At 53.0% G+C, this 17,157-nt stretch carries 10 protein-coding genes; 5 read left to right on the forward strand and 5 right to left on the reverse strand.

Annotation, left to right across the window (positions count from 1 at the left end; translation table 11 throughout):
- The 5 genes from yidC (at nt 1) to CQ018_RS14890 (ending at nt 4,889) form a co-directional block, all read left to right on the forward strand.
- Nucleotides 1-966, forward strand: coding sequence for a membrane protein insertase YidC (gene yidC, locus CQ018_RS14870; RefSeq protein ID WP_105550806.1), 966 nt, complete (start codon nt 1-3; stop codon nt 964-966).
- A 2-nt stretch (nt 967-968) separates the two neighbouring features.
- The gene (locus tag CQ018_RS14875; protein ID WP_105550807.1) at nt 969-1,514 is read left to right on the forward strand and encodes a R3H domain-containing nucleic acid-binding protein; all 546 of its coding nucleotides are present in this window, start codon (nt 969-971) and stop codon (nt 1,512-1,514) included.
- 24 nt (nt 1,515-1,538) lie between these two features.
- A complete protein-coding gene (rsmG, locus tag CQ018_RS14880) occupies nt 1,539-2,180 on the forward strand; it encodes a 16S rRNA (guanine(527)-N(7))-methyltransferase RsmG (protein WP_105550808.1) in 642 nt (213 codons plus the stop codon).
- A gap of 264 nt (nt 2,181-2,444) precedes the next feature.
- Nucleotides 2,445-3,377 (forward strand): ParA family protein, encoded by a 933-nt coding sequence (locus CQ018_RS14885; RefSeq protein WP_374954210.1) that lies wholly within the window; start codon nt 2,445-2,447, stop codon nt 3,375-3,377.
- A gap of 294 nt (nt 3,378-3,671) precedes the next feature.
- The gene (locus tag CQ018_RS14890) at nt 3,672-4,889 is read left to right on the forward strand and encodes a ParB/RepB/Spo0J family partition protein (RefSeq protein ID WP_105550809.1); all 1,218 of its coding nucleotides are present in this window, start codon (nt 3,672-3,674) and stop codon (nt 4,887-4,889) included.
- 5,462 nt (nt 4,890-10,351) lie between these two features.
- Here the strand turns inward: CQ018_RS14890 and CQ018_RS14895 are convergent.
- The 5 genes from CQ018_RS14895 to CQ018_RS14920 all read right to left on the reverse strand — a co-directional run bounded on the left by CQ018_RS14895 (nt 10,352) and on the right by CQ018_RS14920 (nt 17,132).
- Complete coding sequence (locus tag CQ018_RS14895) at nt 10,352-10,609, reverse strand: hypothetical protein (RefSeq protein ID WP_105550810.1); 258 nt, start codon at nt 10,607-10,609, stop codon at nt 10,352-10,354.
- 1,599 nt (nt 10,610-12,208) lie between these two features.
- Nucleotides 12,209-12,511 (reverse strand): hypothetical protein, encoded by a 303-nt coding sequence (locus CQ018_RS14900; protein ID WP_146111925.1) that lies wholly within the window; start codon nt 12,509-12,511, stop codon nt 12,209-12,211.
- 1,585 nt (nt 12,512-14,096) lie between these two features.
- Nucleotides 14,097-14,429 carry a thioredoxin gene (trxA, locus tag CQ018_RS14910; protein ID WP_374954208.1) on the reverse strand — a complete coding sequence of 111 codons (333 nt, stop codon included), beginning with the start codon at nt 14,427-14,429 and terminating at the stop codon, nt 14,097-14,099.
- Between the two features lie 42 nt (nt 14,430-14,471).
- On the reverse strand, nt 14,472-15,455 hold the full coding sequence (trxB, locus tag CQ018_RS14915) for a thioredoxin-disulfide reductase (protein ID WP_105550814.1): 984 nt from the start codon (nt 15,453-15,455) through the stop codon (nt 14,472-14,474).
- Nucleotides 15,456-15,566: 111 nt separating this feature from the next.
- Nucleotides 15,567-17,132, reverse strand: coding sequence for a hypothetical protein (locus CQ018_RS14920; protein ID WP_146111926.1), 1,566 nt, complete (start codon nt 17,130-17,132; stop codon nt 15,567-15,569).
- Nucleotides 17,133-17,157: the final 25 nt, after the last annotated feature.

The raw sequence follows: 17,157 nt of genomic DNA on the forward strand, positions 1-17,157 counted from the left end.
ATGAACTTTCTTGACATGATACTGAGCCCCTTTCGGTACGTAGTCTCTTGGATTCTGTGGGCCTTCCACGAGCTGTTCACGCTCATTGGCATGAATCCTGACTCGGGCTGGACCTGGACGCTCTCAATCGTCTTCCTAGTGCTGTTGATTCGTACGGCTTTGATCCCGGTCTTCGTCAAACAGATCAAGGCGCAGCGTGCCATGCAGGCGTTGCAGCCGGATCTGCGAAAGCTTCAGGCCAAGTACAAGGGCAAGAAGGACCAGCTCTCACAGCAGGCGATGATTGCCGAGCAGCGTGCACTGTTCAAGAAGCACAAGACCAATCCGCTGTCTTCCTGCTTGCCGATGCTGATTCAGATGCCGTTCTTCTTTGCACTCTTCCGCGTGCTGAACAGCGCTTCCCAGTCGAGCGCAGCCGGCGAGGGTGTTGGCAAGCTTACCGCCGAGCACATTAAGAGCTTTGACGCGTCCTCTATCTTTGGCGCTCGTCTTTCCGAGACTTTCCTGGGCACCATTAACTCAGATGGTCCGGTCAATGGCGCGGTCATCATTGTTGCCATCATCATGATCCTTGCCATGACAGCTTCGCAGTTCATTACGCAGAAGCAGATCATGTCCAAGAACATGACAAAGGAAGCCCTTGAGGGCCCCTTCATGCAGCAGCAGAAGATCATGCTCTACATCCTTCCGTTGGTCTTCGGCATCGGTGGCATCAACTTCCCAATCGGTGTTCTGATTTACTGGACCGCAACCAACTTGTGGACCCTGGGTCAGCAGTACTACGTCATTCGCAACAACCCGACTCCGGGTTCCGCTGCCGAACGCGAACTCAACGAACGTCGCGCCGCTAAGGGTCTGCCTCCGGTAGGTCAGAAGAAGGCCGAAGAAGATGCAGCTACTGCTGTTGTTGAAGAGCCGAAGGTACAGCGCGTACAGCCTCAGCGTAAGAACAGGAAGAAGAAGTAGCCATGAGCAAGATTGATCAGAGCACGGTTTCAGAGCCTGAAAGCATCGAAGTTGAAGAGTTGGAAGACTCAGTAAGCAGCATTGAAGAAGAAGGCGACATCGCTGCCGACTACCTCGAAGAGCTGCTAGACATTGCCGATCTCGATGGCGATATCGACATTGAAGTTCGTGGCGGACGTACCTACATTTCTATCGTTGGCGAAGAAGAAGATGCTAAGGCATTGCAGCGTTTGGTAGGTGCCAAGGGCGAAATCCTTGACTCGCTCCAGGAGCTCACCCGCCTTGCCGTTCTTACGGCTACTGGCAACCGCTCACGTCTGGTTTTGGACATTACTGGTTACCGAGAGGGTCGTGCCACCCAGCTCAGGAGCATTGCGGAAGAAGCCGTTGCAAAGGTTCGTGAAACAGGTGAGCCGGTAGCACTTGATCCCATGAGCGCTTACGAACGCAAGCTCGTACACGACTGCGTTGCAGGCCTTGGCATGCACAGTGAATCCGATGGCGAAGGTCCACGTCGCCACATCGTCGTATCAAACGACGACTCTTAAGCACAGAATCAAGGAAGCATCTTCATGAGCAACGAAGTAGAACTTACCGGTGAGGAACGCACCGCAGCGATCACCGTTTTTGGTGACCGTTTGCCCCTCGCTGAGCGCTATGTTCAGCACCTAGCAACCTCTGGAATGGAGCGTGGCCTATTAGGTCCACGTGAAGTTCCGCGCCTGTGGTCTCGCCATGTGTTGAACTGCGCTGTAGTTGCCAATCTCATTGATGAAGGTGCCCACGTTGCAGACGTAGGTAGCGGTGCGGGCTTGCCAGGGTTGACCCTGGCGCTCGCTCGTGCCGACCTTGAACTAACGCTCATTGAACCGCTTGAACGACGTTGCATTTGGTTACACGAGGTAGTCGAAGACCTTGGTCTTGAAAATGTCACAATTATGCGTGGGCGTGCGGAGCAGGTTGTAGAGCACGTGAATGCGGACTTTGCTACAGCACGTGCTGTCTCGGCGCTGACCAATTTGGCTGGTCTGACAATTCCGCTCTTGCATGGCAAGGGAACCGTATTGGCAATTAAGGGACGGTCAGCGGCAGAGGAAGTAGACAAGGCAGCGAAGATTATTCGCCGTCTGGGTGGCAAGAGCACCGAAGTAGTTACAGTTGGAGCCGACATCCTTGAAGAACCAACGACGGTTGTCCGTATCAACGTAGCCTGAACGCTTTAGCGTAGGCTGTATGAGGTGGCATAACGCCATCTACCAGGGTTAGTAGAAAGAACCGTTTTGAAGCGAAGCGTTAACAAGATTCCACCGTTTGCAGCCCTTTTCGCTTCATTCAGTTCATCGGATACTAAAGAACATCCTGAAGAGGTTGTTTTACCTGAGAATGAGAATGTTTCACGTGAAACATCTTTTTCAACGCATCTGGAGCTTGATGAGGCGGAATCGGTCGAGCTGACTGACTCCGATGGAGAGGACACAGTGGTGACGAGGGAACCTACGCCAGCACCAAACGTTTTCGATACCACTGACGACAGCTCACCGCTTGCGAGCCAGCTGGCGAGCGAACACAAGCGTCGTGAACGCCTGAGCGGTCGCAAGTTGCCCAAGCCGACGACCACTCGCTACATGACTGTGAGCAACCAGAAGGGTGGCGTTGGTAAGACAACGACCACCGTAAACATTGCTGCGGCTTTGGCTATTGCAGGCCTCAATGTCTTGGTTATTGATATCGATCCACAGGGAAATGCTTCGACGGCGCTTGGCATTGAACATCATGCTGACGTTGACAGCATCTACGATGTTCTGATCAATGACCTGGCACTTTCGGACGTAGTCGCTACTTGCCCGAACATTGAAAACCTAACGGTGGCACCGGCAACCATTCACTTAGCCGGTGCAGAAATTGAACTTGTTTCATTGGTCGCCCGTGAGCAGCGACTTCGCCGGGCCCTCGATCAGTACGCAAAGTACCGTGATGAGAATGGCATGGATCGTTTGGACTATGTGTTTATCGACTGCCCGCCAAGCCTTGGCCTGCTAACAGTGAATGCATTTGTTGCTGCACGCGAAGTTTTGATTCCTATCCAGTGTGAATATTATGCACTCGAGGGCTTGAGCCAGCTACTCAAGAATATTGAAATGATCCAGAAACACCTGAATGCCGATCTGACGGTTTCAACCATTCTGTTAACCATGTATGACGGGCGCACAAACCTAGCAGCACAAGTTGCTAGTGAAGTCCGTGAACACTTCCCTGACCAGGTACTTCAAGCGTTGATTCCACGAAGCGTGCGAATCTCTGAAGCGCCAAGTTACCAGCAGACTGTGATCACATACGATTCAAGCTCGACGGGTGCTCTTTCCTATTTGGAAGCTGCGGCAGAGATTGCCGAGCGAGGAAACAACTCTTAAACCTCTTTTGAGGTCGTGAAGATACAAGTGACCATCTTCACGACCTCAATTCAGTATTCTTGATTCGTTCATAATGGAAATCAACCACATCAGGTTACCTAAGCACGTATTTGCTTGAAGGATGATTCTAAGCGCGGAGCCGCCCTGTCCCTACCCGGGATAGGGGGCAAAACTAGCAACCTAGGCCCCTCTTGAAGGCCACACCCAGCGGTTGACGTCCAAAAATATTTAACGCTTGCAAGTACAATTGCCTTGGGTCAAGGTTGTCATTGTGTCGAAAGGGAGAAACATCCAATGTCGGAAAAACGACGTGGTTTAGGACGAGGTCTTGGTGCTCTGATTTCAAGTAGCCCCGTCGTTAGTTCCGAGGATGAAGCGCTATCGGATGTTTCACGTGAAACATCTCAGAAGTCGACTCCGGTGAAGACAACTGCAAGTGAAACAGCTGCGGCAAAACGGAAGCTCGCCAGTGCTACAACTCACGCAAAAAAGGTTCGTCCGGTTGACATGTTTTTCGTCCCGGGGAAAACCGAAGAAGAGGCTGCAGCGGAGAAACAGGGGAGTGCTAAATTGAATGCATCCTCGGCTGCTGCAAAAAAGCGTCGAGCTCAGATGCCTGGTTTGATCGCCGCATCTGGTGGCCGCGCCGGTGCCGAAGTTGAAGAAGTTGAAATTGACGATCTGGTTGCTGTTCCTGGAGCGTCTTTCGCTGAGATCTCAGTCGAGCAGATCCACCCAAACCGTAAGCAACCTCGTTCCTATTTCGACGAAGAGCATATGGAAGAACTCGTCCACTCCATTCGTGAAGTCGGACTTCTTCAGCCAATTGTGGTTCGTCCTTCTCGCGAGAAGGACGATGCCCCTTATGAACTTGTAATGGGTGAACGCCGTTGGCGTGCAACTCAGGCCGCCGGGCTGACCACGATTCCGGCAATCATACGTGACACTCAAGATGTCGATCTTCTACGTGATGCACTTCTTGAAAACCTTCACCGGTCACAGCTGAACCCGCTAGAAGAAGCTGCTGCGTATCAGCAGCTTTTGAGCGAATTCGAATGCACCCAGGAAGTACTTTCTGAGCGTATCGGCCGTTCACGATCGCAGATCTCTAATACCATTCGTCTAATGAAGTTGCCTGCCCTAGTACAGCGTCGTGTAGCCGCCGGGATAATCTCAGCGGGCCATGCCCGTGCATTGCTTGGTCTCGCTGATGCTGTTGCCATTGAGCAGTTGGCCCAGCGCATCATCAACGAAGGCATGTCGGTTCGTGCTACCGAAGAAGCCGTAGCACTTAGCGATGGGCAACATAAGGTCAAGAAACCGATTGCCCCGAAACAGACCGCACGGCACGAACGTCTCGACTTCCTTGCCAATTCGCTCTCCGACAAGCTTGATACTAACGTCAAGATTACTCTCGGAGCACGCAAGGGGAAGGTCAGCATCGAGTTCGCTAGCGTGGATGATCTGAACCGGATTATGACGGTCTTGACACCTGAAGGCTCCGAAAACTAGGCCTATTTTTGTACCTCGAAAGGGAGTGTTTCACGTGAAACACTCCCTTTCGTACATTCTACGGAATGCTGAAATCCTCAAACCATTTTGAATCTTGACTATGGGATTGAAGAGCGAAAACGCCATCTACCTCCCCTGCTGTCGACTGAATATTATTAGCCGAGATGGCGGACACGTCGCCTTTGTCCGAATTTGGAGACGCGGGGGAGGGGCCGGAATGAAGAATATGTTCAACGGCTTTCTGATCGCACTGAGCATTCAACGCCTTGGAGATCACCCTCTTATTGCCGTTGAGAGCCAATTGCTACCTACAGCAGATCCACTGGTTGCTAGAGGGTCTGCCTAACGCTTTAATGCCCTGTTCATCTCAAGCATGCTGTTGCTTCTATTATTGATCTGGATAATCAGGTGCCTTGCTTCGCCGCCGGTGCCGAAAGATTCGTGCGTGCACATCTTCAGATACTTTACACAAATGGCGTTGCACCGCAGCAGCATTCCATATGCTCAAACCGTCTGCGCAGAGACGTCCCAGTGGAGCACTCCTTCAATGAACGATCCATGAATTCCACCTTGAAGCCGCCGCACTCTTCCGGAAATTTACCATGTTCCATGGTTCGCGCTAGACCTAGATCGCTCCCAAACAGCATTGACTCACTGCACATGGTGACCTTCTGACTGCGGCAAGGAAGCTCCAAACAATTCCACTGTTGGTATCCAGAGTGAATATTTGACTCTTTGAGAGCCACAAATATTGCCGTTCAGAGCCACCCCACTAAAATGCGGATATTCTCGTTCAGGGCCACCAACAACGTCATTGGGAGCCACCTTCCGAAGACAAGAGCCGTTCCCGCGACATGTGCCAGCCTTACCTGGCGGTGGAACGAGTCCCAAGCCGAAGGCAAACCGCTGGGCACCACGAAGTTCCGCAGGAAGCTACTCGAGCATGTGGAACATCGCCACAACCCAGCCCGCACGGTGTTGTTGTGCAAGCAACTGCCGCAGAACAGCGGGAACCAACGGCTCGGGTCCGGCATCCGAAGCGACGCGAGCGTGCACTGAATCATCTACAACACCATTTGGATCGAGACCCGATGCCAAAACCTGAGCGAGAAGATTGGCATCGCTGCGGAATGGCTAGACCCGTTAGAGGTCAGTTGCTCCCATTACCGACGAGACTGGCTCCCATGGGCAATATCAGTGGCTCCCAACCACAATAAAGGGCTGCTCCCAAACCCTCGAATACCCAGCCAGTAATATTGTCGGTGGGGGCTATCCCAGGACAATGAGTGAATATTCCGCGGCATTGCCGGAATCTACATGGCCGTCGAGAGGTTCCCGTTCCCGTGCCGTGAGTCGGTCGGGACATAAGCGGATCGCTCGAACAGGGACAATAAATGGGCACTGTGCGCTGTGGACGAACTGGTAGGACTGGTTCTAAAGGTGTAGAACGGCTGCTGGGGGCCCGTACACAGGAAGGCGCCTGCTTAGCTCTTCGAACAACTCTCACGACGCTCTAGACGACGGTGTGGAGAACGCAATGCTCATTACAGTGAGCCGGTGCCTGAAATCCGGCCTCTCGAAGATTCTGTCATGGGCCGTCCCGCCCACGACACCATTTGTATGGATGCAGGACGCTGCAACATGCGGGAGAAGAATGGCCCCAAGACGCCGAATACTCATCGTCATGAGTTATCGACACGAGCCGTAAGGCTGGGACCGAACGCGAGGAACTGTAGATCTATACCGACTCCACAGTTCGATACCGAGATGAGCACATAAACCTGGGGCGGCCTGACCCACCTCAGCTCTTCCATAACGGAACTTAGACCCGTAGCAATGGCTCTTCGACGTGTCTTCTGGCTGTTGTACCGTGACGACATGCAACCACAGCTGCAGGACTGCTGAGACTCCTGACAGTCGAATGGCGCTGTGTATGCCCACAAACGTAGAAAGGTAAAGCAGATTGCGATCCGATGCCAAGCTAGGTGGCTCGAGTGGGCTCATCGCCAGCCCTGCCGCTCGGTTGGTGATGGTTCGTGCTGCCATAGCCCGAGAATTCGGAGTTTGAGTGCCTGCAAGTATTACCGTTGGGATCAGGTGCTGCTTTATGGAGCCAATAATTTCTAACGGTGTTGTCAGTTAATCTGGGAGTCGCCGAACTCCTCTTTACGCTGCAGCTATTAGTTTCAACGTCGCTGCTGAGATGGCTGTTGTGAATCATGAAGGCGCCGGAATGAGATCAGGAAGGAGAGAAATTAGATCCGACCGTTTTCTGCTCAAGCTAGAAGAGAACCTCTAGAACAATCACTAACGATGCTCTATACGCGTAGAGAACGAGTCAGTTGTCGCTGCGCTACCGCTTCGCTTCTGTCTGCACAGAAAATGGAATTGGGACGATGGCCTTGGTTCTGAAGCGAGGAACGCTGGCCATGACGATTACTGTCCCGATACATCTGTTTTGATCCTGACCGTAGTATCGTTCGCAGCCACAGGGAAATAAGAGCGCTAAGAGTCAGAGGACATTCGCTAGGTTTCATGCCGCAGCAGAGGACCAGAGTCGAGTGCTTGACACTTTGAAGCCCAAGAATATTGTCTTGTGGAGCCACCTAGCGTGGGTCTTTGAGATCTATGGCAAACGAGGTTAATGGCTTCTAGCGGCACTTGGGTGAAACAATGTTGGAAGGGGGAGGGGAATCAATACGAAGACGGATGCCCTTGGCCCGTGCTGAAGTGAGCGTAGTTGTGGACGCCATTGGAGGTACTGGTTGAGCACGATGATGTGCTGCATACAGGGCCCGCCGTAGGTTTGAAAGAGCACGCTCGGTACTGCGGTTAATGTCGTCGCGAGCATGGGTCCAGTTGTTCAAAATTCGAGCTGGGTCGCTGCCGCTAGCCATACTATGGGAACGAAAACCTCAGCGGGTATTAGCTGGACGAAGTTGTTGAGAGTCGGTGAAGGCATTGCGGGGACGTGACAGTTTTTTGCGGCAAGCATATTGGTTCCGAACAGTGATGCCTGAGGCTTCATCAATCTCCGCATAATTGTCGAGCTGCACCGAATTTTCTCTCGGAGGTGCCCCACTGCGACTTGAGTGCCCTTATGGTAATCACAGCCGTTCGAAGCCTTCAAAAGAGCCCCAAATTGTATTGGAGAGCCGGGTTCGCGGTTAGTCCAGAGAATAGCCCGGCCCCCACGATTTCCCGTTCTCCAATCGCAATTGTCGGGCGGCCCTTCCAAACTACGAGCACTCAGAGATTGGCTTGAGTAATAACATCAGTAATCAGTGAATATATTTGTTCGGCATTAAGAGGGAGTTAGCTCAGTCAATAAAACGGTTTCGTCAGATAGACAAACCTGGTAGAGGCCAGATAAGACAACAATGGCAAGGCGGAACAATCAGAATATGGATCCACGCGCAGGATGTTTCACGTGATGCATCCTGGAATGAACACCTTGAAAGGCAGTGTTTCACGTGAAACACTGCCTTTTCTATGGCACAAACACCCTCACCGCAGGCTCCCCAAAGATCGCGGCCTTGAGTCTACAAGGCATTTAGTGAACAGAGCTTAGTCTGTTGAGTTAAAACTACGTACGTGAGAGGACTTTGAGTTGGCGCACTGATGCCCGCAATGTCTTACTGGAGTCAGGTGTCCAAAGGGAATTCAGGAGGTGCAGAAGTGAAATACAGATAACTCGATGGACCCGAAGCTCAACGAAAATGTTGGAAGTTGGCAGGAAAAGTCCATTCAGCAAATTGGAAACATGCCAATCGACTCCGGAGCGTGCGTGTTTCACGTGAAACATTTGTCTGGTAGCCCGGTAACGGGCTGCAGTCTGCGCGCCTCAAGTACGAGGATTAGCGCGCTCGTGGGCTGCGGATGCGGAAGAGTCTGCATCAGACAACGGGATGCCCCTGACTTAATCGAGACCACCACAGCTTGAGGAGATCATCATTCTTTTTAGTCGACATCGTGAGAGAAGTTTCTTCATGGGGTAATGACGTTACGCGCCAATCATGCAACCTTCCCCAAAGGGACATCAGCGCTGGGATTGGAATAGTGGGCACCTAGCTACAAACACATTCACGACTCTCGCAGCACTAGCCGAGCATTAGATTCAGAACCGCTGTTCCCGAATAGGGCGAATCGTACTGTGAGAGCTAAATGTGCGCTAACACGACGCGGAAGCAATTCACGAGGAAAGAAATCAATTGATCTTGCGCGATGCGCGGTGTAGGTATTCCCGGTGAATGGTGAATGTAGCGTGCTCACCGAGCGCTCTAGATCGGATGCGGTACCTTTAGAAAGACGGCGAGTTGCTCCCACACTAGCGAACACACAAGAAGCGTACCTCGGGGAGTAGTTACAAGGGCCGGTGGCGTTTCGATGCGAGGCATGGGCACGCTCAGGGAAACCAAAGCGACTTTCTTGCTGAGCGCAATGACGAACAGTCCGTGACTCAGAAGTTCAGGGATTATCTGAAATCAGTGTAAGGATACAAAATTTACGGGCGACCTATCGGTCGACACTGCGGGCCTTTCAGGAACTGCTGTGCGGTTCGTTCGCACTGCAAAACTGGGGGAGTGAACCTAGCGGACACCTGAGTGCGCTCAGCTGGGCATCTGTAAAACCCCTAGCGTAAATTCAGCTCAATGGCCGAAAGAAATTCTTCATGGTGTTTTTCTGGAGGGTCTTTGGGAGGAACTTCAGAGTAGGCGATGTAGGTGGTCAGTGTTTATAAAATTTGTTTCGTTGAGGATCTGGTCGGAAGCAAATGTCGTTCTCGCCCACGAGGCTAGCCTTACGGCAATCGATTTCACCTGAACGATTCCTTCTTCCTGCTCAGTCTCGGCGATAAGGCTGGTCAAATGTCGTGGAACTGCTCCAAGCCCTACGCTTGGCGCAGCCGGCCAAGACCGTCGAATATCGAGTGCAGAGTGTGTGAACGGGCATCCGCGGATGCCGACGGCTACCTTGCTCTGTTCGAAGAGGCCGAAGAGCTCTGTCCCGTCCCACACGGTCAGGTTCGCACTCAGGACAAGACGTGTTGCTCGCCGCGGTGAGCTAGAAGAATGCCGTGGAGAAGTTGGCCACGCTCATGCTGTGGATGCAAGAGATGACCTGCACGGTGTGTAGGGAGTCAATCCAACTGCACTCAACGTGGCGGGTGGTTAGCCTATTCCAGATGGCACCTTAAGGAACCTATCTGAGGTGGCGGCCCCATGTCCCTTTAGCCTCAGGACAGAACCGCCACACGCGATGATCACTAACTGCAGACCACTTCCAGGCACAGATTCTTGGAAAGAAATACTGGCCTGATTCTTACCGCTCATGTGGCAGGAAACCAACCACTCACTCGGCAGGATTCCTTAGATCAAACGGCCTACAGTTAGTCGATCACACACAGCATCCAAGGTATCTTCTCGTTTGCCCGCAGGCGTTTGGTTGATGGTATGTGAGCCTCAACCACGCGATAGCCGGCCGGCCATGACGGCACCGTAGGATCCTGTGTACTCGGCTGAGATCAGGAATTCATCGACGCCGCCTTCGGTGCGGCGACCGATCGAGGATGCCGCACGTGCCAAACCAGCCGTGGTCGTTGGAGAGGTCTCCTGAGCCAGAAGTCTTCCCGAGGGCGATTCCAGGAGTGCGTAGGTATGGGTTGTGGCAGGTGTATCCACGCCGACGATGAATCGATAGTGATCTGAAGTGATAGACAATGCTGTGTCTCCTTCGAATGAGCGGACGTCGTGACCGTCGTTGGCCCGGGAGATGCCTCACTACGAGGCATGCTTGTAAAGGGGTCATAATCTCAAGGGAGGGGCAGGCTACTTAAGCCATCGTGGTGGGCAGGGCTGCGCCGGCTCTTGCGACCAGATGGACAGATCCCGGAAATGACCCCCACAGGGGTCAGACGATTCACGAGTCACACCTGATCGGAGGAACCAGTACCACTCTTTGCCAGCTAGCCCCAGTGCCTGTCACCATCAACGATTACAGGTGGTTCCGTGCATGCCTCAGTTGGCGCAGCATCGCCCCAGAGGCTTGATAAAAGCGGATATCCAGTTCCAGTTGCATAGTCAGCACGGCGGCACTGCCCTCGTGGTCGAGAATTAACAATAGATACCAAAGCGTCAGTTGCCGGATTTAATCGACCTAGAGATTGAGAATCTCGGCACACGAATCTCGGGCCAGTGGGCCATTTCTGGTAGTCCCAGCGCTCCTCTGCCAGACTGAACACGATTGGAATTCTCTCACCGACCAGGGATGGTTGTGGCCGGAAATGGGCCTCTCAATAGCGAAATTTTAGTCCGTCAAAGTGGAGAGTTCGAAGGAGCAAATACGGATGATGAGTGCCTTCCAAAGCTCGGTTATGGCCGTTTCCTGCCGGTTCCATGGCTAACAACTGCTCCGAAGTTCATGGCCGTGTAGAAGCGTGATGCCATCGAAGGTCGCTCATGGTGTGATGGCAATAGGACGAAAATGTCGTTGAAATGAGCATCGGGAAGGTTACGGGAACTCCACGGGCGGACACCTTCACCGGGACAACTCGCTGCATTCGGCTGTCCTGCTCGTGATATGCCGACGGCAAAAGACTTCCTTTCGTTCGTTGGCTGCTCAACCAGGCCCTTGGAAGGAAAGGTTCTGAAAGTGGGACAACGTATCAATCGTGTTTCACGTGAAACATTTCAGAAAACTAACCTTCATCCAGAAGCTAGTACGAGGCAGCAAGAAACTAAAACATGATGTTTCACGTGAAACATCAACACACGGCAGCATGCAACGAGCGATAAAACTTAGCCAACGTCGCAGGCAAAGCCCATCGGTTCTACATTGATATTCTTCGGAGAAGCACGGGGACTAGCCTCTGAAGCCGACCAAGCACGCAACTGATAATGACCACTTGCGGCAGCCGCGGTGACCGAGGGCAGCAATACTGGTTCCTCATTGATGTAAGCGGAACTTCAACCTCTATCCGTATCGGTAAGCGCATGTTGTCGAGGAACCCTGCTCCGGGGGCACGTTCCGCGCTATGCCAATCTGGCAGCTTAGCTCTCTGGAACGGATCCGCATTCAAGAGCTGAGGCTGATCGGAAGTACATAGAAATCGACAACTTCGAAATCGGATTGAGCGGTCTCGAAGCGAAACTAGTTGCGGGGATACTTGATGTCTTACGAGCCAAGATAAGCGACTCACGCAAACGGAAGCCGGAAAGCCAATGGCTGAAAGCAGGTTTGAGCCGGATGCTTCTAAGTTGGAGACTTCTTGTCGTATGCGGTCAGCTTGTTTGCCGAACATAGTGAACTGGGCTGTTCGTTCAATGCCGGCTTTGAAGTGATTGTATGAATATTTGTTCATGTGAGAGCCATTGATATTGTGTGGGGACCGCCTTCGGAGAAACAAGAATATTCGCGTTGGGAGCCACCAGTAGCATTGCGGGGAGCCGCTTTGCCGTCGACAGGTGGCCGCCCATGCCGGGAGCCAGATCGATTGCCTGGACGAGTCGATGGGTACGGTGAAGTTTCCTGAAGAGCATGGCGGCTTCAATCCTGCCGCCGATGGGTGGGTCGTTATCGGAGTACACCACCAGGGACGTGTCTCGGCATGCTGCTTGACTCATGCATCGCCGCTGCGGCTCGATGGCATTCTGCCTATAGTGTCTAAGGACGGACCGGCAGCAGTTGCTCGGCACCGGCATCCATACCGACGCGGTGATGGACCGGGTCATCCACGAGAGCATCTTGATCGATACCGGAAGCCGCAACATGCGTGAGAAGATCGGCGCTGTTCAGAATAGACGGACCCGGTGGAAACCACTGGCCTCCAACGGCAATTTCTGGCGGCTCTCAAACCGACGAATATTCAGTGTCCGGCTGACCCCACGATAAGAATATCTCCATGATGACTATTCACTGTTTTGAGTACCACCCATTAATGCGCTTGGGAGCCAGAAGCCCTCTTGCGGTTGCCACTGAGTTCAGCTGACGTTGTGAATAATGGCAATGGCCGGGTGCCAGAAATGATGTTTTGGTGCAATTTTGTTTCCAACACCGCTCGTAGAACTCCGTCTGGATTCATCTACAGCGATGTTCTATGCCGCCAGGGGATCGGTCGATGGCATTACTATCTGGGATCTGTAGCCGAGGGAAAGGAGCTGATATCTGGCTCGCACGAGCGCTGCAGGTGGCTCCAAAAGACAAGAGTCTCGATAGGCCGAACTGCCAGCCAACCACAATATTGCTAGCCCTACAATGAAAATATTCAGTCATCGGAAGGTACGTTCGTGAAATCGGACCGCCTTACAGAATAAAGACCAGCCAGCTGTTGAGGAAGTAACACGCTGCTGGATGGTCCGCAACCAACAGCCGTGTTCCTAAAATAACTGAAGCACTAAGCGGCAGCCGATCCCAATCAAACGCTTATCAATCCGGAGGTGGGCTCAACGAATAGTTGTTCTCATGAAGGCTCTAACCGTGGTGATCACACGAATCCTTCACCATGACTAGGCGGAGATGAACTGGCAAAGAGCAAAGAAAGCAAGGCTAGCATTGTCCGGAGCTAGAGAAAGCCACCTTGCATTGTCCGGTGCCGACGAATGGATCCTTAAAACTCGGCAGATGAAAGAGCAAGAATCGGTTCAAAGGAACGCAGTATCAGGACACCCACCACTCGGCTGACACCGAGTACCAACGGTATTTAAATCGCCTGAACCTCAGTCTCAACAATTGTCGGCCAGCCAAGAGTTCCAGTCTCATGCAGGTAGCTATTGCTCGCTAGCAGGAGTAGAAAAATAGTAACGAACCCAAGATCTTTGCTTCAGAGAATGCCGCAGTGCGGGTAACACGAAGCAAAGAGAAACTCTTGATCGTGAAGAAATCTAGCAGAAAGATTTTCGATTTTCTAGCATTTTTGAAGACTGCAGAATTTTTCGCGCAGAAGTGTAACTATGACTCATGCCCGTGAGCAGATTTTTTTGATTCCAATAGAACTCTGACGACTCTTTTACGTCGTCCATCAATTTTCTGGATTAGTGACATCACCAGAATGAAAAACAATGTTTATCAGATGTTTATGATGGTCATCGTGTGTAGACGCCCTATCATCTTCCTCAGCGCAACCTTGGGTCGAGCTAGGGGAAAAATAGGTGTGGCCCCGAGCCTATAAAAGACTCGGGGCCACACCCGGTGCATCTTTAGCTGTAATCCTTAGAGGAAAGCAGCGAACTCTTTTTCAAGAACTGCCTTAGGCTTTGCACCGATCGAGGTAGCAACGTGCTCGCCATCCTTGAACACATAAACAGCAGGAATGCTGGTGATGCCAAACTTCGCGGCAATGCCCGGGTTGTCATCAACGTTGACCTTGACGATGTCAACCTTCTCGGCGTGCTCAGCAGCCATCTGTTCGAGGATCGGAGTCAGCTGGCGGCAAGGACCGCACCACTCGGCCCAGAAGTCCACGATGACCGGCTTAGAGGCCTCGAGGACCTCTGCCTGGAAAGTAGCGTCAGTTACATCTTTGGTCTGGCTCATGGCCTGCACCTTTCGTTTGAGTGCTGTTTCTTCGAAGGAAGGAAACTTCAGTTAGTTGGAGACTGCTACAGCTGCTTCAGTAGCGGCTGCTTCAACATCGGCAAGGTAGTGCTCAACGTCGAGTGCTGCTGCACAACCGGAGCCTGCTGCGGTGATCGCCTGGCGGTAGGATGCGTCAATGACGTCACCTGCTGCAAAGACACCCGGCAGGTTGGTCTTGGAGGTACGGCCGTCAACGGCAATGGTGCCCTCGGCAGTCAGCTCGACCTGACCCTTGACGAGGTCTACGCGAGGATCGTTACCGATGGCCACGAAGATGCCGGTGACTGCAACTTCCTGCTCGGCAGCGCTCTTCAGGTTGCGCAGGCGCATGCCCTCAACCTTCTTATCGCCCTTGATGCCGATAACTTCGGAGTCCCAAATGAATTCGATCTTCGGGTGAGCCAACGCACGGTCGGCCATGATCTTCGAAGCACGCAGTGAATCACGGCGGTGTACAACGGTAACCTTTGACGCGAATTTGGTCAGGAAGAGTGCCTCTTCCATTGCCGAGTCGCCACCACCGATGACAGCAATTTCCTGATCGCGGAAGAAGAAACCATCGCAGGTTGCACACCACGAGACGCCGTGGCCGACCAGACGCTTTTCATCTTCAAGACCCAGCTCACGGTAGGCGGAACCGGTGGAGATGATCACTGCATGAGCCCGGTAGGTGGTACCGTCGCCAAGGGTAACAACCTTGATCTCTCCGGACAGATCTACGGCTGTGACATCGTCAAAGAGGATCTCGGCACCGAAACGTTCGGCCTGCTTTTGCATGTTGTCCATGAGATCCGGACCCATGATTCCTTCAGGGAAACCCGGGAAGTTTTCCACATCGGTGGTGTTCATAAGCTCGCCACCGGCGGTTACCGAACCCGCAATGACCAACGGATGCAGGTTTGCACGTGCTGTGTAGACCGCTGCGGTGTAGCCGGCAGGACCCGAACCGATGATGATGACGTTACGGACGACGTCGTTTACTTCTGTGGCCACGAGGAAGCGAACCTTTCGTAATGTGCGGGCTCAATTTCCAAGACCGCGAGTATTGGGGGATCTAAGTGGCATAACGGTAGAACCCGCGTAGGTATTCCCGGCGACGAGGCACTAGGAAACGCGGAATTCACCGATCTGCAGACCATAAGGGCGTGAAGGATTGGCACCGGATGCCCGGCGGGGGAGTTCTGTGACGTTCAAGAAAACATACTGTCCCTTAACAGTGTCACCATTATCTCCACTGACCGGAACCGTGACAGTTGGGCCGGTGAACGATCCGGTTGTCACCTGCTTGGCCTCGGAGAGGTTATCTGTGGTTCCCACACGGATCTCAAAATCGCCACCGGTTCCGTTAAGCCCCTCAAGTTGGACTTCGGAAATGTCCGAGAGTTCCTTGAGCTCAACGACGAACACCATATTGGAGGCAAAACCACCGAATTTTGCTGAGGTAAAGGAGAACGACTTGTAAAGGCTCGCCGGATTTCCATCGATGGCTTTAACCAAGGTGTTATCGGTATCGGCGTTCAAGTCTTGGTTACCCGGAACTAAACGGGTAAGCCCGGCAATCTTAGGCTTCACTGCCTGGGCCGAAGGGGACTCGGAGCCCGATTCCGATGCTCCGCCTCCACCACTATTCGTTGCAGGCGTCGAGCTGACGGCAACCGGTGGCGGGGTGTTTCCACCCAGAGTGTTGTAGGCAAAGATCACGCCACCAACCAATACGGCACACACTACTGCACCAACTAGTAGGCGGGTTGTCTTCTTTCCGCCGCCTTCTTGTTGCTCGTCGGTCTCTGGATCGTCGTACTCGACTTCCGTGTAGCTCTGCGCGGCAGCAGGGAAGCTGGAGGCCACGCGTTGGCCGGTTTCATCATCGATTTTTACTCCGCGTGATTTCTGTGCAGCGGCCAAGGCTGCAGCAGAGGTCACAACGGGTTCTGAACCTGTTGTGACAGGATCCAAACGCGTGACCTTAGGGCTTGGCGCTGCAGGTGTTACTGCAGGCCGAGCCTGTGAGGTTGGAGCCTCAACCGGGGGTGTCTGGTACTGATTGGCAGCTGGTGCTTGAGCGGGGACAGCGGGAGCCTGCTCGGTGCTTGAACCAACGATTGTTGGTGGGGCCACCGGGGCAGCGGCTTCTGCCGGGGTCTGTTTAGAACGACCGAAGCGCCCCTTGAGACCAGAGATTTTTTCATTGAGGTTGATCTCTGGAAGTTTGCCAAGAACTGCGGGGCGGCCGTCTTCCTGAGCCTGCAGATCCTCGTAGTACTCCGCGTCATCCTCATAGGTATTAGGGACTGCGGAACGTGAGACGCCAAAGATTTCGGTACCCAGGGTGTCGGTGTAGAACGGCTCAACGTAGGGGGCATCTTGCAAAATGAGGATGTCGAAGAGATCTGCCGGCTCGGCAAGATTGGTCACCACATAGGAACGGTCCTCGGTTGAACCTAGATCCAAGACCTGCACGGCACCATAGCGTTCACCCGTGGCGATTTCACGTGCATTATTCGTCAGCTGTGGAGAATTCGCGGGGGAGCCGAGCAGGACACTGACCTGGCGGTTGAGTACCTTGTCAAAGCAGACAAGGATGTCATCACCATCCGCAGAGGTCATCACCATTTCAGTGACCTGGTAACGGCCTCCAAACATGGCTCCAACTTCGATGGGCTGAGACACGGTTCCCTCCCGGGATTGCTTTGTG

Source organism: Arthrobacter sp. MYb227 (assembly GCF_002975435.1).
Taxonomy (GTDB): domain Bacteria; phylum Actinomycetota; class Actinomycetes; order Actinomycetales; family Micrococcaceae; genus Paeniglutamicibacter.